This window comes from Variovorax sp. GW458-11-26-14-LB1 (assembly GCF_059423965.1).
In genome coordinates this window covers 36,469-58,477 of record NZ_JBWKYW010000015.1, presented here as the reverse complement: position 1 = coordinate 58,477, position 22,009 = coordinate 36,469, and the positions used below count along the sequence as shown (strand labels likewise).

General features: G+C 70.3%; 18 protein-coding genes and 1 riboswitch. Of the genes, 11 read left to right on the top strand and 7 right to left on the bottom strand.

The annotated features are described in order from the left end of the window. Nucleotides 1-59 precede the first annotated feature (59 nt). Nucleotides 60-2,318: a catalase/peroxidase HPI gene (gene katG, locus AC07YS_RS12680; RefSeq protein ID WP_495268621.1), complete on the bottom strand. Its 2,259-nt coding sequence runs from the start codon at nucleotides 2,316-2,318 to the stop codon at nucleotides 60-62. Nucleotides 2,319-2,501: 183 nt separating this feature from the next. Here katG and AC07YS_RS12675 point away from each other — a divergent pair, with 183 nt between their 5' ends. Continuing rightward, nucleotides 2,502-4,205, top strand: a complete 1,704-nt coding sequence (locus AC07YS_RS12675; RefSeq protein ID WP_095745794.1) for a cation:proton antiporter domain-containing protein — start codon at nucleotides 2,502-2,504, stop codon at nucleotides 4,203-4,205. A gap of 4 nt (nucleotides 4,206-4,209) precedes the next feature. Here the strand turns inward: AC07YS_RS12675 and AC07YS_RS12670 are convergent, their stop codons facing one another. Next, on the bottom strand, nucleotides 4,210-4,617 hold the full coding sequence (locus AC07YS_RS12670; RefSeq protein WP_070061115.1) for a hypothetical protein: 408 nt from the start codon (nucleotides 4,615-4,617) through the stop codon (nucleotides 4,210-4,212). A 151-nt stretch (nucleotides 4,618-4,768) separates the two neighbouring features. Between AC07YS_RS12670 and AC07YS_RS12665 the strand changes: the two genes are divergently transcribed. The 10 genes from AC07YS_RS12665 (at nucleotide 4,769) to AC07YS_RS12620 (ending at nucleotide 17,583) form a co-directional block, all read left to right on the top strand. Next, nucleotides 4,769-4,990, top strand: coding sequence for a hypothetical protein (locus AC07YS_RS12665; RefSeq protein ID WP_062480886.1), 222 nt, complete (start codon nucleotides 4,769-4,771; stop codon nucleotides 4,988-4,990). An 81-nt stretch (nucleotides 4,991-5,071) separates the two neighbouring features. Beyond that, nucleotides 5,072-5,353: riboswitch (cobalamin riboswitch) on the top strand. A 290-nt stretch (nucleotides 5,354-5,643) separates the two neighbouring features. Then, complete coding sequence (locus AC07YS_RS12660; protein WP_495268622.1) at nucleotides 5,644-7,668, top strand: TonB-dependent receptor; 2,025 nt, start codon at nucleotides 5,644-5,646, stop codon at nucleotides 7,666-7,668. A gap of 10 nt (nucleotides 7,669-7,678) precedes the next feature. Continuing rightward, nucleotides 7,679-9,217, top strand: a complete 1,539-nt coding sequence (locus AC07YS_RS12655) for a PepSY domain-containing protein (RefSeq protein ID WP_495268623.1) — start codon at nucleotides 7,679-7,681, stop codon at nucleotides 9,215-9,217. Between the two features lie 73 nt (nucleotides 9,218-9,290). Beyond that, nucleotides 9,291-9,968, top strand: coding sequence for an energy-coupling factor ABC transporter permease (locus tag AC07YS_RS12650; protein ID WP_492684122.1), 678 nt, complete (start codon nucleotides 9,291-9,293; stop codon nucleotides 9,966-9,968). A 112-nt stretch (nucleotides 9,969-10,080) separates the two neighbouring features. Further along, complete coding sequence (gene cobW, locus AC07YS_RS12645; RefSeq protein WP_070061111.1) at nucleotides 10,081-11,145, top strand: cobalamin biosynthesis protein CobW; 1,065 nt, start codon at nucleotides 10,081-10,083, stop codon at nucleotides 11,143-11,145. A 4-nt stretch (nucleotides 11,146-11,149) separates the two neighbouring features. Further along, nucleotides 11,150-14,962 carry a cobaltochelatase subunit CobN gene (gene cobN, locus AC07YS_RS12640; protein ID WP_495268624.1) on the top strand — a complete coding sequence of 1,271 codons (3,813 nt, stop codon included), beginning with the start codon at nucleotides 11,150-11,152 and terminating at the stop codon, nucleotides 14,960-14,962. Then, complete coding sequence (locus tag AC07YS_RS12635; RefSeq protein ID WP_495268625.1) at nucleotides 14,959-16,017, top strand: magnesium chelatase ATPase subunit I; 1,059 nt, start codon at nucleotides 14,959-14,961, stop codon at nucleotides 16,015-16,017. Before cobN ends, AC07YS_RS12635 begins: the two co-directional genes overlap by 4 nt. Nucleotides 16,018-16,208: 191 nt before the next feature. Then, nucleotides 16,209-16,655, top strand: coding sequence for a vWA domain-containing protein (locus tag AC07YS_RS12630; RefSeq protein ID WP_240531135.1), 447 nt, complete (start codon nucleotides 16,209-16,211; stop codon nucleotides 16,653-16,655). Between the two features lie 133 nt (nucleotides 16,656-16,788). Then, nucleotides 16,789-17,196, top strand: a complete 408-nt coding sequence (locus tag AC07YS_RS12625) for a RidA family protein (protein WP_070061108.1) — start codon at nucleotides 16,789-16,791, stop codon at nucleotides 17,194-17,196. 90 nt (nucleotides 17,197-17,286) lie between these two features. Continuing rightward, nucleotides 17,287-17,583: a DUF1090 family protein gene (locus tag AC07YS_RS12620; RefSeq protein WP_495268626.1), complete on the top strand. Its 297-nt coding sequence runs from the start codon at nucleotides 17,287-17,289 to the stop codon at nucleotides 17,581-17,583. Between the two features lie 6 nt (nucleotides 17,584-17,589). Here AC07YS_RS12620 and AC07YS_RS12615 read toward each other — a convergent pair whose 3' ends face one another. From AC07YS_RS12615 to AC07YS_RS12595, 5 genes are read right to left on the bottom strand one after another with little or no spacing between them, the layout of a single operon-like run. Beyond that, entirely contained in the window at nucleotides 17,590-18,144 is a 555-nt protein-coding gene (locus AC07YS_RS12615; RefSeq protein WP_495268627.1) for an SET domain-containing protein, read from the bottom strand. Further along, nucleotides 18,141-19,007 (bottom strand): GNAT family N-acetyltransferase, encoded by an 867-nt coding sequence (locus AC07YS_RS12610; protein WP_495268628.1) that lies wholly within the window; start codon nucleotides 19,005-19,007, stop codon nucleotides 18,141-18,143. Before AC07YS_RS12610 ends, AC07YS_RS12615 begins: the two co-directional genes overlap by 4 nt. Before the next feature lie 13 nt (nucleotides 19,008-19,020). Continuing rightward, complete coding sequence (locus AC07YS_RS12605; protein WP_495268629.1) at nucleotides 19,021-19,950, bottom strand: ABC transporter substrate-binding protein; 930 nt, start codon at nucleotides 19,948-19,950, stop codon at nucleotides 19,021-19,023. A gap of 22 nt (nucleotides 19,951-19,972) precedes the next feature. Further along, nucleotides 19,973-20,824: a PA4780 family RIO1-like protein kinase gene (locus tag AC07YS_RS12600; RefSeq protein ID WP_495268630.1), complete on the bottom strand. Its 852-nt coding sequence runs from the start codon at nucleotides 20,822-20,824 to the stop codon at nucleotides 19,973-19,975. Next, nucleotides 20,821-21,921 (bottom strand): GNAT family N-acetyltransferase, encoded by a 1,101-nt coding sequence (locus tag AC07YS_RS12595; RefSeq protein ID WP_495268631.1) that lies wholly within the window; start codon nucleotides 21,919-21,921, stop codon nucleotides 20,821-20,823. The genes AC07YS_RS12600 and AC07YS_RS12595 overlap by 4 nt, the downstream gene beginning before the upstream one ends. Nucleotides 21,922-22,009: the final 88 nt, after the last annotated feature.

Here is a 22,009-nt window from a genome sequence, read left to right as displayed (position 1 = left end):
CGCCCGCGGGGACAGGCCCCCGGGGCACGGACGGCGCAGGCGCCCGAAGGGGCCCCGCCTCAGGCGAGATCGAAGCGGTCCAGGTTCATCACCTTGGTCCAGGCGGCCACGAAGTCGTCGATGAACTTCTGCTGGCTGTCGGAAGCGCCATAGACCTCGGCGATGGCGCGCAGCTGCGCGTTGGAGCCGAACACCAGGTCGACGCGCGTGCCGGTCCACTTGAGGGTGCCGGTCTTGCGGTCGCGGCCTTCGTACTCTTCCTTGGCGTCCGACACGGCCTTCCACTCCGTGCCCATGTCGAGCAGGTTGACGAAGTAGTCGTTGCTCAGCGTGCCGGGCGTCTTCGTGAAGACGCCGTGGCGCGTCTGGCCGACGTTGGTGTCGAGCACGCGCAGGCCGCCGACCAGCACGGTCATCTCGGGCGCCGTGAGCGTGAGCAGCTGCGCCTTGTCGATCAGCAGCGCTTCGCTGGGCACGCTGTAGCGGCCTTTCAGGTAGTTGCGGAAGCCGTCGGCCGCGGGCTCCAGCGGCTCGAACGAGGGCACGTCGGTCTGTTCCTGCGAGGCGTCGGCGCGGCCCGGCGAGAAGGGCACCTTCACTTCACGGCCGCCATTGCGCGCGGCCTGTTCCACGCCCGCACCGCCGGCCAGCACGATCAGGTCGGCCAGCGAGATCTTCTTGCCGCCGGTCTGCGCTGCGTTGAACTCGCTCTGGATGCCTTCGAGCACCTTCAGTACCTGGGCCAGCTGCGCGGGCTGGTTGACGGCCCAGTCCTTCTGGGGCGCCAGCCGCACGCGGGCGCCGTTGGCACCGCCGCGCATGTCGGAGCCGCGGAAGGTGGAGGCCGAGGCCCACGCCGTCGACACCAGCTGCGCAGGCGTGAGGCCCGAGGCCAGCACCTTCTTCGTCAGCGCCGCGACGTCGCTGGCGTCGACCAGCGGGTGGTCGACGGCCGGGATCGGGTCTTGCCAGATGAGCTCCTCGGCCGGCACCTCGGGCCCGAGGTAGCGGGCGCGCGGGCCCATGTCGCGGTGCGTGAGCTTGAACCAGGCGCGCGCGAAGGCGTCGGCGAGCTGGTCGGGGTTGGCCAGGAAGCGGCGCGAGATCTTTTCGTAGGCCGGGTCCAGGCGCAGCGACAGGTCGGTCGTGAGCATGGTCGGCGCATGGCGCTTGGAGCCGTCGTGCGCGTCGGGGATGGTGCCGGCACCGGCACCGCCCTTGGCCACCCACTGGTGCGCGCCGGCGGGGCTCTTAGTCAGCTCCCATTCGTAGCCGAACAGGTTCTCGAAGAAGTTGTTGCTCCACTTCGTGGGCGTGGTGGTCCACGTCACTTCGAGGCCGCTGGTGATGGTGTCGCCGCCCTTGCCGGTGCCGAAGCTGTTCTTCCAGCCGAAGCCCTGGTCCTCGAGGCCGGCGGCTTCGGGCTCCTTGCCGACGTTCGAGGCCGGCCCCGCGCCGTGCGTCTTGCCGAAGGTGTGGCCGCCGGCGATGAGCGCCACGGTTTCCTCGTCGTTCATGGCCATGCGGGCGAAGGTGTCGCGGATGTCGTGGGCCGCGGCGATCGGGTCGGGGTTGCCGTCCGGGCCTTCGGGGTTCACGTAGATCAGGCCCATCTGCACGGCGCCCAGCGGGTTCTCGAGGTTGCGGCTGTGCGGCACCTTGCTGTCGTCGTCCTTCACGAGCACGCCGCGGTCTTTCTCGACACCGGGCGAGCCCTGTGCGTAGCGCACGTCGCCGCCCAGCCAGGTCTTCTCGCGGCCCCAGTACACGTCCTGGTCGGGCTCCCACACGTCGGGGCGGCCGCCGCCGAAGCCGAAGGTCTTGAAGCCCATGGTCTCGAGCGCGACGTTGCCGGTGAGGATCAACAGGTCGGCCCAGGAAATCTTCTGGCCGTACTTCTGCTTGATCGGCCACAGCAGGCGGCGCGCCTTGTCCAGGCTCACGTTGTCGGGCCAGCTGTTGAGCGGCGCGAAGCGCTGCTGCCCGCGGCCGGCGCCGCCGCGGCCGTCGCCGATGCGGTAGGTGCCGGCGCTGTGCCAGGCCATGCGGATGAAGAGCGGGCCGTAGTGGCCGAAGTCGGCGGGCCACCAGTCCTGCGAGTCGGTCATCAGCGCGGCGAGGTCTTTCTTCACCGAGGCGAGGTCGAGGCTCTGGAAGGCCTTGGCGTAGTCGAAACCGGCGCCCAGGGGATCGGATTTGGAGGAGTGCTGGTGCAGCAGGTCCAGGCGCAGCTGCTCGGGCCACCAGTCGCGGTTCGTGGTGCCGGCGCCGGTGGCCTGGCTGAACGGGCACTTCGCTTCGGTTTTCTCGTTGCTCATGGGGAGGCTCCTGTTGTTGGGGGGACGGGGGGACCGCTCAAATTCTGGATGAGAAAGGTGTCGATGCGAATAGAAGTGCTTTATGCCTACGATAGTTCGCGTCGCTTCCGTAGGGGTGTAGACGCAGGCCCGTAGAAGCCTGCGGGCTTCAAAGGTTGGGGGCCGTTCCTGCAAAATGGACCGATGCCCCACAGCGTCTCCCTCATCAATACGATTGCCGCCGGCCTGGGGTTGGCGCTGGTGTTCGGCTTTCTCGCGGCGCGGCTGCGATTGCCGGCGCTGGTGGGGTACCTCCTGGCGGGCGTGATCATCGGCCCGTTCACGCCCGGCTTCGTGGCCGACGCGGGCATTGCCGCGCAGCTGGCCGAGATCGGCGTGATGCTGCTGATGTTCGGCGTGGGCCTGCATTTTTCGCTGGCCGACCTGCTCGCGGTGCGCAAGATCGCGCTGCCCGGCGCCATCGCACAGATCGCGGTCGCCACGCTGCTCGGCGGCGGCCTCGCCATGTGGTGGGGCTGGAGCTGGGGCACGGCGCTGGTGTTCGGGCTGGCGCTGTCGGTGGCGAGCACGGTGGTGCTGCTGCGCGCGCTCGAGAGCCTGGGCATCCTCGATTCCTTCACCGGCCGCATCGCGGTGGGCTGGCTCGTGGTCGAAGACCTCGCGATGGTGCTGGTGCTCGTGCTGCTGCCGCCGCTGGCGGGCGCGCTGGGCAGCACCAAGGTCGACACCAGCGGCGACCCCGTCTGGCAGACGCTGGGCCTCACCTTGCTGCAGGTCGGCGGCTTCGTCGTGCTGATGCTGGTGGTGGGGCGGCGCGTGTTCCCGTGGATTCTCTGGCAGGTCACGCGCACCGGTTCGCGCGAGCTGTTCACGCTGTGCGTGGTGGCGGCGGCCGTGAGCATCGCCTTTGCCTCGGCGGCGCTGTTCGGCGTGTCGTTCGCGCTGGGTGCCTTCTTCGCCGGCATGGTGATGCGCGAGTCGCAGTTCAGCCACCGCGCGGCGCAGGAGTCGCTGCCGCTGCGCGACGCGTTTGCCGTGCTGTTCTTCGTGTCGGTCGGCATGCTGTTCGACCCGTCGGTGCTGCTGGAGCGCCCGCTGCAGGTGCTGGCCGTGGTGCTGGTGATCGTGCTGGGCAAGTCGCTCGCGGCCTGTGCGCTGGTGCTGGTGTTCCGCTACCCGCTGGCCACCGCGCTCACGGTGAGCGCGAGCCTGGCGCAGATCGGCGAGTTCTCGTTCATCCTGGCCGGGCTGGGCGTGTCGCTCGGCCTGCTGCCAGTGGAAGGGCAGAGCCTGGTGCTGGCGGGCGCGCTGATCTCCATCGCCACCAACCCGCTGTGGTTCAGCCTCATCGCGCCGCTGCAGAAATGGCTGCACGCGCATTCGAAATTTGCGCGCGAACTCGACGCGCGCAGCGACCCGCTGGCCGAACTGCCCATGACCACCGAGGCCAAGTACCTGTCGCGGCAGGTGGTGCTGGTCGGCTACGGCCGGGTGGGCCGGCGCATTGCCGCCGAATTGGAGACCAACGACATCCCCTACGTGGTGGCCGAGCAGAACCGCGAGCTGGTCGAGAAGCTGCGCGAGGCCGGCATCCCGGCCGTGTGGGGCGATGCGGCCGACCCGGCGGTGCTGATCCAGGCGCACGTGGCGCGCGCCCGCGTGCTCGTGGTGGCCACGCCCGACGCCATGAACGTGCGCCAGATGATCGAAACCGCGCGCACGCTGAACCCCACCATCCAGACCGTGGTGCGCAGCCACAACGAGCAGGAAGCCCGCCTGCTGGCCGCCGAAACCGACGCGAAGGTGTTCCTGGGCGAACAGGAACTTGCCCAGGCCATGGCCCGCGATGTGGTGCAGCGCGCCGCCGCGATGGCGGTGCCGGCCTGAGAACTCAAAGGTCCTCGATCACCAGCGTGCGATAGCGCTCGGCGATCGAGTAGGGCACGGTACGCACCAGTTCCATCACGCGCTCGGCGATGGCGCCGTCCTTGGTGCGGATCAGCAGGCCCGTGTGGCCTTCGTGGGCCAGCTGGATGAAGGCGCGCACCGTGTCGCCGTCGGTGCCGGCGGAGGGCAGGGGACTGTGCGAGGCATGCACGGTCGGCGCGATTTCCGCCAGGACGGTTTCGGCCGGTATCAGGTAGACCTCGTCGCCGCTCACGATGCCTTTCGCGATCAGCCCGTGGCCGATGCGGCTGGCGTCTTCGACGCTCGGAAACATCACCAGGGAGTAACCGGTCGGGTAGAACGCGCCACCGAAGGCGGCGCGCATGTTGGGTTCAAGCGTGAAATGTTTCATGCTGACTCCTTGTTCTGATGCAACTCCCCACCCCTAACATTAGGCCGCGCGGCGTCCATGCACTGTAGGAGAAGCCCTAGTACTGACAACCGCGCCGGCCCCTTGCCCGTTCAAAGGCGGGTTCATTCCCTGTTTCATTTCTCTGACCGTCATGCCTTCGCCGAGAGACATCGCACTCACCGTCCACGAACTGGAAGAAGGGGAGTTCTACTGGGTGCTGATGGAGGCCGTGGACGGCTCGCCCGGCGACTCCACCCATGTGTACGTGCCGCTCGAAGCCGCCCACGAGCCCTACGCCACGTATTCGAATGCACTGGTGGCCGGCGTGGCGGTGCTGCGGCGGCTGTTCGGGCCCGACGGCAAGCCCGTCTGACGGGGCCCGCAGGGGCGCCGCCGCAGGGCGCTCCCTATAATCCCGGCGGTTGGAAACATTGGTTCACACCGGTGTCGTCCAACACCCCACGGTTCGAAGGTGCCCTGCACGACCAGTCACAGGATTGGCGGCGGGGTTAAACGGGAAGCAGGTGCGAGGCGTCGTTTTTTCGAACGACCCTTCCATTCCTGCGCTGCCCCCGCAACGGTCAGCGGACATCGACACCCTCAGGCCCCGGCGATCTTTCGCTGGGGCAGCCACTGCGCTTCGGCGTGGGAAGGCGAGGGCTTCGGCGCCGAGGTGCATGCATTGCACCCGACGCACTCCGCGAGCCCGGATACCGGCCTTCGCAACCGCCTTCGGATGCTGCGGGAGTGCGTGTCCGGGCTTGCCGCTTTTCCCTCGCGCGAAACGGCACCGCCCCTCGTCTCTTCTCCCTTGGCGTCCGCGATCGGTCAGGAGCCTGCGGGGACGCGGGCTGGAGGAGAAGTCGGATGAATCGCATTGCATCGCCACCGCGCGATCGCTCGGGCCCGCCCCTGCAACGGGCGCGCCTTTCGGGTCTTTCAGGTCTTTCGCTGGGGCTTGGCCTCGCTTGCGGGCCCGCCCTGGCCCAATCGGGCGACACAACCGGTCGCCCCAGCCTCACGCCCGTGCAGGTCGAAGCCAGCCGCCACACGCCGCTGGCCCTGGACGAACCCACGCAGACCGGCAGCCGCCTGGGCCTCACGCCGCTCGAAACGCCGGCCAGCATCGAGGTGCTCACCGGCGACACGATCCGCGCGCGCGGCGACGTGTCGGTGGTCGAGGCCGCGAGCCGCGCCACCGGCATCACGGGCTCGCCCGCGCCGGGCAACGGCGGCTCGGCGCTGTCGGCGCGCGGCTTCAACAGCCACGGCTCGGTGATGCAGCTGTACGACGGCACGCGCCTGTACGTGGGCGCGGGCACCGTCACCTTCCCGTTTGACACCTGGTCGACCGACCGCATCGAGGTGCTGCGCGGCGCCGCCTCGGTGATGTTCGGCGAAGGCGCCATCGGCGGCGCGATCAACGTGGTGCCCAAGAAGCCCACGCGCGGCCCGATCCGCAACGAGGCGCTCGTGAGCGTCGGCTCCGACGCCACGCGCCAGGTCGCCTTCGGCAGCGGCGGGGCGATCAACGACATGCTCTCGTACCGCTTCGACATCAGCCACCGAAAAACCGACGGCTTCATGTTGCGCGGCGAGGCCGAGAGCCTCGCGGTGGGCGGCGCGGTGCGGCTCGACGTGTCGCCGCAGCTGCAGTTCACGCTCTCGCACGACGAGGGTCGCCAGACGCCGCAGCGCTACTTCGGCGTGCCGCTCGTCAACGGCCGCCTGAGCAGCCTGAACCGCGAACAGAACTACAACCTCGACGACGCCGAGGTCAAGTACCGCGACCGCTGGACCCGCCTCGATGCGCAGTGGACGCCCAACGACGCCGTCACCGTGCGCAACCAGCTCTATCGCCTGGACAGCAAACGCCACTGGCGCGACAGCGAAACCTACACCTACAGCGCCACCACGAACCGCGTGACGCGTGGCGACTACCTGGAGATCGGCCACGACCAGGAGCAGATCGGCAACCGCACCGACGCCACCTTCAAGCACGCGCTGTTCGGCCTGAAGAACCAGGTGCTGGTGGGCTTCGACGCCAATCGCATCGACTTCCTGAATTCGAGCGACACGCCCTACGGCGGGCGCTCGGTGGTCGATGCCTTCGTCTTCAACCCCGGCTACTACGCTTCGCCCACGCCCTACCTGCCGCGCTACAAGACCAAGACCCGCACCTACGCCTTCTTCGCCGAAGACAAGCTGGCCTTCAACGAACACTGGTCGGTGGTCGGCAGCCTGCGCTGGGACCACGCGAAGATCGTGCGCACCGACCCGCAGAACCGCGCCCCGCGCCTGGACAAGACCTTCGAGTACGCCACGGGCCGCCTCGGCGTGGTCTACGCGCCCGATGCCGCGCAGTCGTTCTATGCGCAGGTGGCGCGCGCGGCCGATCCGCTTACCGGGCTCATCAGCACCTCGACCACGCAGGTGCCGTTCGAGCTCAGCGTCGGCAAGCAGGTCGAGGTGGGCTACAAGCGCCAGCTGGCCGAGGGGCGCGGCGCCTGGAGCGTGGCGGCCTACCGCATCGAGAAAACCAAGCTGCTGTCGCGCGACGCGAACGACCCGACCGTCGTGCAGCAGATCGGCAAGCAGTCGTCCGAAGGCATCGAGGCCACGCTCGACCTGGCGCTGACCTCCACGCTGCGCCTCGAAGTCAACGCCGCGCGGCTGCGTGCGCGCTACGACGACTTCAACGAGGCGGTCGGCAAGTCGCTGGTCTCGCGTGCGGGCAACACGCCAGCCGGCGTGCCCGAGGTGGCGGCCAACCTGTGGCTGCACTGGCGCTTCCTGCCGCAGTGGGAGGCCGAGCTGGGCGTGCGCCACGTCGGCGCGCGGCAGGTCGATGCGGCCAACACGCGGCGGATCGGCTCCTACACCGTGGCCGATGCGGGCGTGAGCTGGCAGGCGAACCCGTCGCTCAAGCTCGCGCTGCGTGCCTTCAACCTCGCCGACCGCAGGTACCCGGTCTCGTTCTCGAACGGCGGCACCCAGTGGCTGCTGGGCCGTCCGCGCTCGTTCGAGCTGTCGGCGTTCGTGACTTTCTGAGCATGGCCGCATGAGCACCGCATGGCAACGCACATGGCCCCCGCTGCGGCGGGCGCTGTACTGGACGCACCGATGGCTGGGCATCGGCGGCTGCCTGCTGTTCGTCATGTGGTTCGTCTCGGGCGTGGTCATGATGTACGTGGGGTACCCGAACCTCACGGACGAAGAGCGGCTCGCGGGGCTCGCCCCGGTGCGCTTCGAACAGGCGGTGGTCACGCCGACTGCCGCGCTCGAGACGCTGCCGCAAGCGGTGCGCACGCAGCCGCCCAGGCGCATGGCGCTCGAAATGCAGGCCGGCGCCGACGCGCAGCCCGTGTGGCGCATCGTCGATGCGCGCGGCGGTCGGCATGCCGTGTCCGCGCGCGACGGTCGCGTGCTCGGCCCGGTCGATGCGGCGCAGGCCGAGGCCATCGCCCGCGACTTCTCCGCGCAGCCTGGCGCACGCTGGGCCGAAACGCTGGAACGCGACCAGTGGACGGTGCCGCAAGGCCTGAACCCGCTGCGCCCGCTGCACCGCATCGAAGTCGGCGACGCGGCGGGCACCGAGCTGTACGTGTCCTCGCGCACCGGCGAGGTGGTGCGCGACACCACGCGCGCCGAGCGCTTCTGGAACTGGCTGGGCGCCGTGCCGCACTGGATCTACTTCACGCCGCTGCGCGCCGATCCGCCGCTGTGGCACGACGTGGTCGTGTGGCTGTCGGCCGCCTGCATCGTCTCGGCCGTGACGGGCATCGTCATCGGCATCCTTCGCATCCGGCTGCGGCGGCGCTTTCGCAGCGGCGCGGTCACGCCGTACACGGGCTGGATGGCCTGGCACCACATCGCCGGCCTCATCGGCGGTTTCTTCGTGCTGACCTGGATCGTGAGCGGCTGGCTCTCGATGAACCCCAACGGCTGGTTCCAGCGCGCGCCCACCGATGCGGCCGCGATGGCGCGCTACACGGGCACCGGTGCATCGCCGTTCCCCTGGCCACCGGCCGTGGTGCCGGCAGGTGAGGGCGCCGCCGCACCGCGTGAGGCGCTGCCGACGTGGTTCGACGGCAAGCCGCTGCTGCAACTGCGCGATGCGCAGGCCCGCGTGCAGGTGGTCGATGCCGCGACCGGCGCGCCGGCCGTCATCGCTCGCGACGACATCATGCGCGCCGCCGCCCGGCTGCGCCCCGGCGCCGCGATCACGCAGGCCGCCTTGCAAACGCACGAAGACTTCCACTGGTACGGCCACCACCGCACGCGCGTGCTGCCCGTGTGGCGGCTCGAGTTCGACGATGCCGCGCGCAGCTGGCTCTACATCGACCCGACGAGCGGCCAGGTGGCCGGCAGCAACGACCGCAACGCGCGGTTGCGCCGCTGGCTCTTCAATGCCGCGCACAGCCTCGACTTTCCCTGGCTCATCCAGTACCGGCCCGCCTGGGATCTGGTGATGTGGTTCCTGTCGGTCATCGGCGTCGTCGCTTCGGCGAGCGGCGTGGTGATCGGCTGGCGGCGGCTGCGGCGCAAGCCACAGCCGTCGCCTGTTCAGCGGGGGCTGCAAGGCTCCCGGGTTTCATGACGGGGACTTGCGCAAGCCAGTCCATCCCCCAACAATCAACTTTCGCACTTCGGTGCATTTCAGGAGGTGCGCGATGCACATCGAACCCGGACTCGTCGACGGATCCAAGATCTTCCTCAGCTATGCCACGGGGGCGGCTGCACTGGCTTACACAGGCAAGGTCGCCTTCGACACCTTGCGCAAGGACGGCCCCATCGGCCTGCTGCTGCGCTCGGTCTTCACCGTGATGCTGGTGTTCTGCTTCTTCGAGGTGTTCCCGCACCATCCCGTGGGCGTGTCCGAGGTGCACCTGATCCTGGGCACCACGCTGATGCTCCTCTTCGGGCTCGCGCCCGCGGCCATCGGCCTGGCCGGCGGCTTGCTCATCCAGAGCCTGTTCTTCGCACCGCCTGACCTGCCGCAGTACGGCATGAACGTCACGACCTTGCTGGTGCCGCTGTTCGCCACCGCCGCGCTGGCACGCCGCATCATTCCCGCGAACATGGCCTACGTGGACATCAGCTACCAGCAGGCTTTCAAGCTGTCGGTGGCCTACCAGGGCGGCATCGTGGTGTGGGTGGGCTTCTGGGCCCTCTACGGCCGTGGCACGGGCCTCGAGAACCTCAGCCAGATCGCCAGCTTCGGCGCGGCCTACATGACGGTCGTGCTGGTCGAGCCGCTGGTCGACCTGGGCGTGCTGGCCGCGGCCAAGGCCTGGCGCCGTCTGCAGGGCACGGCCCTGGTCGAGCGCCGCTTGTACAGCGCCGTCTGATTCGCGCCGGCAGCCCCTCGTTGAAGAGGGCGTGCCGTTCGCCGGCGCGTGCGCCACGCACGCGCCGCGCCCGATTCCCCGTGCGCCTTCGGCGCCTGAAAGCATCCATTCCATGACACAAAGCAACGCCAAGATCCCCGTCACCATCGTCACGGGCTTCCTCGGCAGCGGCAAGACCACGCTGCTGCGTCACATCCTCGGCAATGCCGAGGGCCGCCGCATCGCGGTGGTGGTCAACGAGTTCGGCGAACTCGGCATCGACGGCGACATCCTGCGCGGTTGCGGCATCGGCTGCGACGACGAGGGCAACGAGCGCGAAGGCGCGCTGTACGAACTGGCCAACGGCTGCGTCTGCTGCACCGTGCAGGAAGAGTTCCTGCCCGTGATGCTGCAGCTGGCCGAGCGCCGCGACCAGATCGATGCCGTGCTCATCGAGACCTCGGGCCTGGCGCTGCCCAAGCCGCTGGTGCAGGCCTTCCAGTGGCCCGACATCGCGAACATCTTCACCGTCGATTCGGTGGTCACCGTGGTCGACGGCCCGGCCGCCGCCTCGGGCCAGTTCGCCGCGAACCCCGCGCAGGTCGACGTGCAGCGCCGCGCCGATCCCAACCTCGACCACGAATCGCCGCTGCACGAGCTGTTCGAAGACCAGCTCTCGGCCGCCGACCTCGTGGTGCTCAACAAGACCGACCTCATGGACGCCGCCGCGCGCGCGCAGGTCGAGGCGCTGGTGCGCGAAGAGCTGCCGCCCGAGGTGAAGATCGTCGGTGCCACCGAAGGCAAGCTGCCGCTCGCGCTGCTGCTGGGCCAGGGCCGCGCCGCGGAAAGCACCATCCACCTGCGCGAGAGCCACCACGACCACGAGGAAGACCACGACCACGACGAGTTCGACTCGCTCGTGATCGAGCTGCCGCCCGTGGACCGCGATGGCCTCATCGCCGTGCTGACTGCACTGGTCGAGCAGCACACCATCTACCGCGTGAAGGGCTTCGTCGCCGTGCCGCACAAGCCGATGCGCCTGCTGGTGCAGGGCGTGGGCCGTCGCTTCGACCACCACTTCGACCGCCGCTGGCGCGACGGCGAGGCGCAGCGCACGCGGCTCGTGTTCATCGGCGAAGACCTGGACGAAGGCGCGTTGCGCAAGGCACTGGAAGGCGTGGCGGCCGTTCCCGCCTGACCGCATGCACCTGCTGAGCACCCAGCCCGGCCGCTTCGTCGAGGACGATCCGAGCGTCGTCACCCGGCTCGACCAGACGCCGGGCGACATCGTGGTGCTCAGCTCGGCCGACACCACGCTCGCGCTGCTCGCCGCCGCGCGCACGGCGCTGGCGGCCACCGACCCCGGCTACCCCTCGCTGCGGCTGGCCAACCTCATGCACCTGCGCCAGCCCGCGTCGCTCGACCTGTACGTCGACGAGGTGTTGCGGCATGCGCGCGTGGTGGTGGTCGATCACCTGGGGGCCGAGTCGGCCTGGGCCTACGGTCTGCAGCAGCTCGAAAAGCTTGCGAAGCGCCAGGGCCAGCAGCTCGCGATGTTCTCGGGCGACCTGCAGGAAGACGAGGACCTGCTCGCGCGCGGCACCGCGGCGCGCGGCGTGAGCCGGCAGCTGTGGCAGTACCTGCGCTCGGGCGGCGCGGGCAACGCGGCGCAGTTCCTGCGCGCGGTGGCCTTCCACGGCCTGGGCCACGGCGAGGCGCCCTTGCCGCCGCGCAGCCTGCCGCAGGTCGCGCTGCATGTGCCGGGCGGCGTGGACGCGACGCACACGGTCGCGGGCATCGACGACCTGCGCGCCGGCTGGCATGCGGATGCGCCCGTGGTGGCACTGGTGTTCTATCGCTCGCACCTGCTGTCGGGCAACACCGAGGCCTTCGATGCGCTGGCCGCCGCGCTGCATGCGCAAGGACTGAACCCGCTGCCCGTGGCGCTCGATTCGCTGAAAGACCCGCTGTGCCTGTCCGCACTGCGCGCGCTGTGCATCGAACACGAAGTGCAGCTCGTGCTCAACACCACCGCCTTCGCCGCCTTGGGGCAGGGTGCCTCGGACGAAAGCGGTGAGCCTCTGGCACTCGCGGACGATGCCCCCGTGTTGCAGGTGATCGTGAGCGGCGGCAACCGCGAAGACTGGCTGGCTGACAGCCAGGGCCTGCGCCCGCGCGACATCGCGATGCAGATCGCGCTGCCCGAGATGGACGGGCGCATCGTCACGCGCGCCGTGAGCTTCAAGGGCCTGTCGCACCGCTGCGAACTCACGCAGACCGAAGTGGTCGGCTACCGGCCCGAGCCCGACCGCATCGCCTTCGTGGCCGAACTCGCGCGCCGCTGGTGCAGCCTGCGCAGACTGCGCGCGGATGAAAAACGCGTCGCGCTCATCCTGGCGAACTATCCCGGCAGCGAAGGCCGCATCGGCAGCGGCGTGGGGCTGGACACGCCGGCCTCGGTGATGGCCATCCTGCGTACGATGCAGGCCGAGGGCTACACGCTCGATGCGCTGCCCGCGGACGGCGACGCGCTGATGCGCACGCTGCAGGAGGGCATCGCCAACGATCCTGCCCAATGGGCTGCGCGGCCCGCGTGGCAGAGCTACGCGCTCGCCGACTACCGAGCCCGCCTGGCGGCGCTGCCCGAGGGCATGGCCGCCGCCATCGACGCGCAATGGGGCCCGCCCGAAAACGACCCGATGCTGCGCCAGGGCCGCTTCATGATCGCCGGGCTGCGGCTGGGCCGCGTGTTCGTGGGCATCCAGCCGGCGCGCGCGCTGGGACCGCTGGGCCTGGCCGACTACGCGAGTTACCACGACGCCGAGCTGGTGCCGCCGCACAGCTACCTCGCGTTCTACTTCTGGCTGCGCGACGTGTTCGCCATCGACGCGGTCGTCCACGTCGGCAAGCACGGCAACCTCGAATGGCTACCGGGCAAGAGCCTGGCGCTCGCGGCCACCTGCTGGCCCGACGCGATCCTCGGGCCGTTGCCCAACGTGTATCCCTTCATCGTCAACGACCCCGGCGAGGGCGCGCAGGCCAAGCGCCGCACGCAGGCCGTGATCGTCGACCACCTGATGCCACCGCTCACGCGCGCCGAGAACCACGGCCCGCTGCAGGACCTGGAGCGCCAGGTCGACGAGTACTACGACGCGCTGCTGGTCGACGCGCGCCGTGCCAAGGTGCTGCGCGCGCAGATCCTCGCGACCGTGCGCGCGCAGCACCTCGTCGAAGAGCTGGGCATGCCGGGTGCGGAAGACGATGCCGTGCTGGCGCGCGTCGATGCGTACCTGTGCGAGCTGAAAGAAACCCAGATCCGCGACGGCCTGCATGTGTTCGGCGATTCGCCGCGCGATCGGCTGCGGCGCGACACGCTGCTCGCGCTCGCGCGCTTTCCGGCCGGTGACGGCGCGGGCGAGAACGCAGGGTTGCTCGGCGCGTTGGCAGCCGACCTGTTGCCCGGCGACGCCTTCGATCCGCTCGACATCGACGCGGCGAAGCCCTGGCAGGGCGCGCGGCCCGCGCTGCTGGCGGCCGTGAGCGACGAGGCCTGGCGCCACCAGGGCGACACGCGCGAGCGGCTGGAGCTGCTGGCGCAGCAGCTGCTCGAAGCGGACGCTTGTCCGCCCGATCTGCCGCATACCGCCGCCGTGATGGGCCGCATCGCGCACCGCCTCGCGCCCGCGCTCGATGCGTGCGGCGGGGAAGAACTGCGTCAGCTGTCGCGCGCACTGCAAGGCCGCTTCGTGCCGCCGGGCCCGAGCGGCTCGCCTTCGCGCGGCCGGCCCGATGTGCTGCCGACCGGGCGCAACTTCTACGCGGTCGACACGCGCGCCATCCCCACGCCCACGGCCTGGATGCTCGGGCTCAAGTCCGCCGCGCAGTTGGTCGAACGCCACCTGCAGGAACACGGCGATTACCCCGTGGCGCTGGGCCTGTCGGTCTGGGGCACGGCCACCATGCGCACCGGCGGCGACGATCTGGCGCAGGCCTTCGCGCTCATCGGCGTGCGGCCCAAGTGGGCGCCGGGCAGCCAGCGCGTGGTCGACTTCGAGGTGCTGCCCACCGTGGGCCTCGGGCGTCCGCGCATCGATGTCACGCTGCGCATCTCGGGCTTCTTCCGCGATGCCTTTCCCAACGCCGTGCAGATGTTCGACGCCGCCGTGCAGGCCGTGGCCGCGCAGGAAGACGAAGACGCCGAGCGCAACCCGATCCGCGCCCGCATCCTGCGCGAGGCCGCCGCGCTCGAAGCACAAGGCGTGGCGCCCGGCGAGGCGCGCACGCAGGCCGGCTGGCGCGTGTTCGGTTCCGCGCCCGGCAGCTATGGCTCGGGCCTGCAGCCGCTGTTCGACCACGGCGACTGGCAGACCGACGATGACCTGTCGAAGGCCTATGTCGGCGGCAGCGCCCACGCCTACGGCCAGGGCAGCGACGGCGTGCCGGCCAGCGATGCGCTGGTGCGCCGGCTGCGCGCGATGAACGTCGTGCTGCAGAACCAGGACAGCCGCGAGCACGACCTGCTCGACTCCAACGACTACTACCAGTTCCAGGGCGGCATGGCCGCCGCCGTGCGCCACCTGAGCGGCCAACAGCCCGCGATGTACCACGGCGACCACGGCAACCCGCAGGCGCCGCGCGTGCGCACGCTGAAGGAAGAAATCAGCCGTGTGATCCGCGCGCGCGTGGTCAACCCCAAGTGGATCGACGGCGTGAAGCGCCACGGCTACAAGGGCGCCTTCGAGATGGCCGCCACGGTCGATTACCTCTTCGGCTTCGATGCCACCGCGCGCGTGGTGGGCGACCACCAGTACGCGATGGTGGCCGACGCCTACGTGCTCGACGAGGCCACCCGCGACTTCGTGAACGCGCACAATCCGCGCGCGCTGCAGGACATGCTCAACCGCCTGCTCGAAGCCATGCAGCGCGGCCTCTGGCAGTCGCCCGGCGACTACAAGGACCAATTGGAAAACCTGCTGCTCGACCACGAGCAGCAGATGGAAGGAAGCCCCCGATGACCACAGCCGCCCCGATGCCGGTGCCGTTCCCCTTTGCCGCGATCGCCGGCCAGCCGCAACTGCGCCAGGCGCTCTTGCTGGCCGCGGTCGATCCCGCGCTGGGCGGCGTGCTCATCGAAGGCCCGCGCGGCACCGCCAAGACCACGGCTGCGCGCGCGCTCGCCGAATTGCTGCCCGGCGCGCCCTTCGTCACGCTGCCGCTGGGCGCGAGCCTCGAAAGCCTCGTGGGCACGCTCGACCTCGGGCAGGCGCTGGCCGGCCACGAACTGAAGTTCGCGCCGGGCCTGCTGGCGCGCGCCCACGGCGGCGTGCTGTACGTCGACGAGATCAACCTGCTGCCCGACGCGCTCATCGACTCGCTGCTCGACGCGGCGGCCAGCGGCGTCAACGTGGTGGAGCGCGACGGCATCTCGCACCGGCATGCCGCGCGCTTCGTGCTCGTGGGCACCATGAACCCGGAAGAGGGCACGCTGCGCCCGCAGCTGCTCGACCGCTTCGGCCTGTGCGTGCGGCTGCGCAACCTGCAGGACGCGGCCGAGCGCCAGGCCATCGTGCGTGCACGGCTGGCCTTCGACGCCGATCCGCAAGGCTTTCGCGCGGCGCACGCGAAGGAGGAGGCCGAGCTCGCGGCGGCGCTGGTGCGTGCGCGCGCCCTCGTTGCGGACGCGGCGGCCCTGCCGTACGGCGATACGGTGCACGAAGCCGTCGGCGCGCTGTGCATCGCGGCTGGCGTGGACGGCCTGCGTGCCGACCTCGTGATGCTGCGCTCGGCGCGCGCACTCGCGGCGTGGGAAGGCGTGGCATCGATCACCGACGACCATGTGCAGCGCGTGGCCGAGGCAGTGCTACTGCACCGGCGCCATCCGGCGGCCGAAGCGGCGGTGGCTCTTCCCATGCCGTCGCCCGCACCTCATCGCCATCCGGGCGATGCACCTGCACGCCATGCCGGCGACAGCGATTGGGGCGCGATGCCGCCCGAGCCCGTCGGCATCGAGCGCGTGAAGCCGCTGCGCCCGCTGATCTCCACTCAGCAGGCCGCCCCAAAAAAAGCCTGAGCCTCCGGGACGCCGCACCCGCTGGCGCACGCCAGGGTGACCGGAGGCAGGGCACGCAACGGGACGCCTGGCACGGCGCCGCCGCGCCCGGCACGGCCTTCGACTGGCCGCGCACGCTCGTCGCCCGCGGCGCGGACCGCCTGCAGGCCGCGCACCTGCGCCACCGCCCGCAAGAGGCGCGCAGCGGTGCCTTGCATTGCTTCCTGCTCGACTGTTCGGCCTCGATGCGGCACGACGGCCAGTTGGCGCGCGCCAAGGGTCAGCTGCTCGCGCTGATGCAGGAGGCCTACCAGCGGCGCGACCATGTGGCGCTGCTGTGCTTCGCCGGCGATGTGGTCGAGCTGCGCCTGCCGCCGCGCCGCGCCAGTGCCTGGAACGACGACTGGGTCGCGCCCATCGCGGCGGGGGGCGGCACGCCGCTGGCGCTGGGCGTGCAGCGCGCGCAGCAGCTGCTGGCAAAGCACGAGAGCCGCCAGCGTTGGCTCTGGCTGCTGACGGACGGCCGCAGCAACGAAAGCCCCGCGCGCCCCGCCGCGGCGGACGTCGCCTGCGTGATGGACTTCGAGCGCGCCCGCACGCCGCTGCACCGGGCCCGGCAACTGGCGGCGCAGTGGGACGCGCGCTACCTGAGCGCCTGAATCACAGGATCGCGGGGCGCGCCCCGGCGCTCGCCGATCGACTTGGGAAGCGAAGGGGCATCCGCCGCGCGCCGTACCGCTGCAGGCGGCGCCTTCGATACTGCGGCGCTCCCAACGAAACCCAGGAACCCCCATGTCCGTCACTCCCCGCCGCGTGGTGCGCGAAGGCGCGTTCAAGCACATCATTGCCGACGGTGTGCAGGTCGGCGACACGATCTATCTCTCGGGCCAGGTGAGCGTGGACGGCGAGGGCCGCACCCTGGGCGCCGGCGACATCGCGGCGCAGGTGCGGCAGGCCTACGTCAACGTGCGCAGCGTGCTCGCATCCTTCGGCGCCTCGATGGCCGACGTGGTGGACGAAACCCTGTTCGTCACCGACATCGACGGCTTCCTCGGCCAGGCCGAGGCGCTCTTCGCCTTGCGCGCCGAGATGTTCGGCGGCGAGCCGCAGATCTCGCAGACGCTGGTGCAGGTGGCGCGGCTCGGCAGCCCCGACTGGCTGATCGAGATCAAGTGCATCGCCAGAACAGCTGCAGCCTGAAGGGCTGAAGGCCTGTTCCGGCAGGCAGTTCGGGTACCGTACGGCATGCGTCCGAAACCCCGTCTCCTGGCCCTTGCGTTGACCCTGGCCATGCCCGCCGCCTTTGCCCAAACCGAGGCGTCCGCGCAGCCGTCGAGTGCCGACGACTGCAAGGCACAGGAAGCCGTGCTGGAGCGCGACATGGCCCTGGCCCGTTCGCGTGGCCAGATGCTGCGCCGGCGCGAGCTGGCCGACACCCTGAGCGCGCTGCAGCAGCGCTGCCAGGCGCTGGCGCCGATGAGCCGCGAAGCGCGCATCGAGAAACTGGAACGCGAGATCCGCACGCTGCGCACCGAGCTCGAACGCGCGGAGGCGCAACTGCGCAGCGTGAAGAGCGAGTCGCCCTGAGCTACTTCACCAGGGCAGCTCGCTGAGCGGCCTGCGCGGGTCTGAAACAGCCGGCGCCACATCGACGGGGGTGGCCGGCCCGTTTTTCTCTGCCACGACTTCCACCGGTGCCAGCATCGTCCCGCGGCAGTTCGGCGAGCCGCAATGGCAGGGGTACTTCGACGGCGGCGAGCCGTCGTCGGCCGTCAGCGAATAGTCGATGAAGAGCTCGTCGCCGGCCTCCACCGCTTCCATCGTCTGGAAGCGAAGCACCATCTCGCCCGCCTCGTCGTATTCCTCGACCGCCTCGCAGTTCGGCTCGCAGGAATGGTTCAGGTGGCGCGTGGCGTTCCCGCCCTTGGCACCGTCAATGGTCTCGCCGGTCGTCAGCGTGAACAGGTAGGTGAGCTGGTCGTCCCAGAGCTTGGAGGCGACTTCCTGTTTGGTGTAGCGGCGGCCTTCGTACAGGCCCAGGAAGGCTTCGGCCGGCAGGTCGCGCGTGGCGAAGGCGCCCAGGCCATGCACGCCGCTGGGGCCCACGCGGATGAAGGGGGTGGACGAGGTTCGCTTGGGGGACTTCATGAACGGGCGGGGCGCGAGGAATCGGAAGAAAAGGTGGGCTGGGGCTGGAGTGTCGCGGCCATCTCGATCTGGCGTATGACAACGGTGGCGCCGCGTGCGGCCATCGCGCGGTGCAGCGCGCTGCCCTCGGGCTCGTCGACCAGCCGCCAGCGCGCGCCGGGGCGTGCCTGCGCGAGCGCATCGAGCAGTGCGTGGGCCGAGGCGTCGTCAGGCGCGGCGGCGTCCAGCAGCATGTGCAGCGGCAAGGCTGGCGGCAGCAAGATGGCGTAGCCGCCCGTTGCCGCGCCGAGGGCTGCGGCGCCGTCGTGCGCGAGCGCACCTTGCACGGTCGGCCACTCGCGGCGCCAGGTGGGGCGCGAGACAGCGGTGCAGGCCGCGTGCAGGTCGGCGAGCGCGTCGGTATCGGGCGCTGTCGAAGCTGCCTCGGCGCGAGGTTCGAAGCTGCCTTCGAGCACCTCGAGCGTGCGGGTTTCGACGAAGCCCGCGTGCTGGTACAGCTGCCGCGCGGGGTTCTGTTCGATGACTTCGAGCTGCACTTGCGCGATGCCGGCGGCCGCCAGGTCGCGCAGCTGGGCGTCGATGAGCTGTTTCGCCAGCCCCCGGCGGCGTTGCGCGCTCGCGATGCCGAAGCCCGCGAGGTAGGCGCGCGGCCCGCGCCGGCCGACGAGCGAGAGGCCGCAGGCCTCGCCGTCGGCGACGATCGCGCGCGAGAGGCCGAGGTCGGCTTGGGCGCGCCGCACATGCCGCTCGAACATCGCGCGGTCGAACGCGATCGGCACGAAGTAGTCTTCGTACGAGCGGTTCCACAGGGCGGTGAGTTCGTCGGTGCCGAAGTTCGCGGCGGGAACGATGTCGAAGTTCATGGCGTGCCGAAGATCAGTTGCGCGGCGCGTCCAGCGACGCGAGGCAGTTCACGATGGCGTCGGCCGCCTCGTCGAGCCGGGGGCCGGGCCGCATCATCAGGTCGAAGCGCGCCGAGGCAAAGCTGCAGACGCGCCCGCGCTGGATGGCCGACATGGCCGACCAGCCGGGCCGCGTGGCCATGGCCGAGATTTCGCCGAGGGCCGAGACCATCAGCACGTCGGGGTTGGCGCGCACCACGAACTCGGGGTTCATTCGGGGGAAGGGGCCGAGCGAGCCCGGCACCGCGTTGGCCAGGCCCAGGCGCGCCAGGGTCTCGCCGATGAAGGAGCTTTCGCTCGCCGCCGCCACGCCGCCGTGCACCTCGAAGTACACGCGCCGCCCCTGCCAGTTCAGCGGCACGCGGGCGCGCGCCGCGTTCAGCCGGGCGTCGAGGCTGCGCCAGAAGGCCTCGCCCGCGCCCGGCTTGCCGGTGGCGCGGGCCACGGTTTCCATCACGCGGCGCATGTCGGCATGGGTCTTGGCGTCGAGCGCCAGCACCTTGATGCCCAGGCGCTCCAGTGCCTCGGCGGCGCGGCTGCGCGGGCGCAGCAGCACGAGATCGGGCTTGAGCGCGACGATGCGCTCGATGTTCGCGTCGTCCATGCCGCCCACCTGCGGCAGGCCCTTCACCGCTGCCGGCCAGTTGGCGTGGCGGTCGATGCCCACGAGCCGGTCGCAGGCGTCGAGCGCGCAGACTGTCTCGGTGAGCGAGGGCATCAATGACACGATGCGTTTGGCGGGCGCCTGCAGTTCGAGCACCCGGCCACGGTCGTCTTCCAGGCGGATGGCGCCCGCGTGCGCGGCCGGGCCGAGGCCCAGTGCCACGAAGGCCGCGGCCCGGGCGATGTGGCGGAAGGCGGTGGAAGCAAAGGGGGGGCGCTGGGGCAGGGCGTTGGAAGTCATCGGGGCGGGCGGAGTCAGCCCGCTATTGTCGCGGCGCTTGCATCCGCAGCTGGCGCGCCGCTTCTTCCGCCCGTGCGTCGTCCACTTCGCGCAGCACGTTGCTGAGGTCGACCGGGCCGGTCTCGCGTACGAAGGTGCCTGTGAGTTCGGTCTCGGGCCGCAGCAGGCCGCGCTCGTAGAGCTGCCAGATCTCGTCGCCGTAGTGCGTCCGCAGCAGCGCGGGCGCGTACTGCCCGAAGAAGTTGCGCAGGTTCTCCACGTCGCGCAGCAGCATGCGCTTGGCGTGGTTGTTGCCCGCCGCGTCCACGGCCTGCGGCAGGTCGATGATCACCGGGCCGTCCTCGGCCAGCAGCACGTTGAACTCCGACAGGTCGCCGTGCACGATGCCGGCGCAGAGCATGCGCATCACTTCCTTGAGCAGGCTCGCGTGGTGGCGCAGCGCATCGTCGGGCGAGAAGGCCACGTCGTTCAGGCGCGGGGCGGCATCGCCGTTCGCGTCGGTCACCAGGTCCATCAGCAGCACGCCTTCGAGGAAGTTGTGCGGCGTGGGCACGCGCACGCCGGCCGCGGCCAGGCGGTAGAGCGCATCGACCTCGGCGCTTTGCCAGATGGCCTCGGTCACCTTGCGGCCGAAGCGCGTGCCCTTGGCCATGGCGCGCGCCTCGCGGGTGTTCTTCACGCGCCGGTTCTCGGTGTAGTCGACGGCCTGGCGGAAGCTGCGCTTGTCGGCTTCCTTGTAGATCTTGGCGCAGCGCGTTTCGTCGCCGCAGCGCACGACGTAGACCATGGCTTCCTTGCCGCTCATGAGCTGGCGCACGACGCTGTCGATCAGGCCCTCGTCGACGAGGGATTGCAGTCTGGGGGGTGTCTTCATGCGTGCGCCTCCGGCACAGCCAGGGGGCGGGTCGAGAGGAAGGCCCTCAGGCTTTCCGTGCCGATCTGGTAGGCGCCATCATGCCTGTGCGCGGCAAAGCCCAGCTGGCGGTTGATGGCGAGCATGGGCGCATTGACTTCCGCGTTCTGCGTGACGGCGATCGCCACCTCGGGATGCCGTTCGCGCACGAGCTGCAGCATGATCGCCTTCACGCCCTTGGCCAGTCCCTTGCCGCGCCAGGCGCGGGCCACGCCCGTGAGGCGCTGGAACATGCGGTCGGGGTACAGCTGGTTCCAGCTGGCGTCGCACACGGCGGCCACCTCGTCGTTGGCATCGCGCAGCAGCACGAGAAAGTGCTCGCCGCCGCGCCGGTCGATTTCGGCGTACCAGGCGTGGAAGCCTTCCAGCTCGAAGCGCAGGGGCGCGCGTTCCAGTGCGCTGGTGGGCGCGTCTTCGAGCAGCGCGGACAGCGGCGCCATCAGCGTGGCCAGCCGATCGAAGGGCACGCGGCCTGCGTGGATCTCCAGACGCAGCCCGTGCGTGGGCGCGAGGGCGTCGGCGCGCCAGCGCGCGAGCGCCGCCCAGTCGAGGCTGTCGAAGGCCATGCGGTTCTCGATGCTGCGGTGCTTTTCGGTCGCGCCGATGGCCGCGAGGAACGCCCGGCCTTCCGGCAAGTGGGCCTTGAAGGTCGCGGTGGTGGGGGCGCGAGTCTCCATCAGCGCCAGAAGCCGGTGCAGCAAGGTGCTGGCCACGCCCTGGCGTTGGTGCGATCGCAGCACGCCGCCCCACACGTCGATGAAAGGCGCGAAGGTCGCATAGTCGGGCGAGCCTTCGCGGCGCACGCCCATGTTGAGGCTGCCGACGATGCGCCCCTGTGCGTCCCGCGCGAAGGCGCGGTGCACCACGTGCAGCGGCGTGTGCTGGCGCACGTCCTGCTGGGTGTGGGCGTCGTCGGGCTGCGGCTCGCCCGGAAAGTCTTCGTCGTGGCGCTGGCGCCAGTAGGCCAGGGCCTGCGCCCATTCTTCAGCGGACGCCCGCTGCGGATCGAAAGAAGAAGTCGTGAACTGCCGCGCATCGGCGGCACGGGTTTCAAGCATGGTGAGCCTTGATTCGAAAAGGGAACGGACCGCGCGCGGCACTCGTGTGCCGGCGTGGCGTTGTCTGAATCGGACGGCGTGTCGCGGC

What these genes read in the sequence shown, in the direction of transcription:
- katG (WP_495268621.1), bottom strand. Translation starts at nt 2,318, where the DNA reads ATGAGCAACGAGAAAACCGAAGCGAAGTGCCCGTTCAGCCAGGCCACC.
- AC07YS_RS12675 (WP_095745794.1), top strand. Translation starts at nt 2,502, where the DNA reads ATGCCCCACAGCGTCTCCCTCATCAATACGATTGCCGCCGGCCTGGGG.
- AC07YS_RS12670 (WP_070061115.1), bottom strand. Translation starts at nt 4,617, where the DNA reads ATGAAACATTTCACGCTTGAACCCAACATGCGCGCCGCCTTCGGTGGC.
- AC07YS_RS12665 (WP_062480886.1), top strand. Translation starts at nt 4,769, where the DNA reads ATGCCTTCGCCGAGAGACATCGCACTCACCGTCCACGAACTGGAAGAA.
- AC07YS_RS12655 (WP_495268623.1), top strand. Translation starts at nt 7,679, where the DNA reads ATGAGCACCGCATGGCAACGCACATGGCCCCCGCTGCGGCGGGCGCTG.
- AC07YS_RS12650 (WP_492684122.1), top strand. Translation starts at nt 9,291, where the DNA reads ATGCACATCGAACCCGGACTCGTCGACGGATCCAAGATCTTCCTCAGC.
- cobW (WP_070061111.1), top strand. Translation starts at nt 10,081, where the DNA reads ATGACACAAAGCAACGCCAAGATCCCCGTCACCATCGTCACGGGCTTC.
- cobN (WP_495268624.1), top strand. Translation starts at nt 11,150, where the DNA reads ATGCACCTGCTGAGCACCCAGCCCGGCCGCTTCGTCGAGGACGATCCG.
- AC07YS_RS12635 (WP_495268625.1), top strand. Translation starts at nt 14,959, where the DNA reads ATGACCACAGCCGCCCCGATGCCGGTGCCGTTCCCCTTTGCCGCGATC.
- AC07YS_RS12625 (WP_070061108.1), top strand. Translation starts at nt 16,789, where the DNA reads ATGTCCGTCACTCCCCGCCGCGTGGTGCGCGAAGGCGCGTTCAAGCAC.
- AC07YS_RS12620 (WP_495268626.1), top strand. Translation starts at nt 17,287, where the DNA reads ATGCCCGCCGCCTTTGCCCAAACCGAGGCGTCCGCGCAGCCGTCGAGT.
- AC07YS_RS12615 (WP_495268627.1), bottom strand. Translation starts at nt 18,144, where the DNA reads ATGAAGTCCCCCAAGCGAACCTCGTCCACCCCCTTCATCCGCGTGGGC.
- AC07YS_RS12610 (WP_495268628.1), bottom strand. Translation starts at nt 19,007, where the DNA reads ATGAACTTCGACATCGTTCCCGCCGCGAACTTCGGCACCGACGAACTC.
- AC07YS_RS12605 (WP_495268629.1), bottom strand. Translation starts at nt 19,950, where the DNA reads ATGACTTCCAACGCCCTGCCCCAGCGCCCCCCCTTTGCTTCCACCGCC.
- AC07YS_RS12600 (WP_495268630.1), bottom strand. Translation starts at nt 20,824, where the DNA reads ATGAAGACACCCCCCAGACTGCAATCCCTCGTCGACGAGGGCCTGATC.
- AC07YS_RS12595 (WP_495268631.1), bottom strand. Translation starts at nt 21,921, where the DNA reads ATGCTTGAAACCCGTGCCGCCGATGCGCGGCAGTTCACGACTTCTTCT.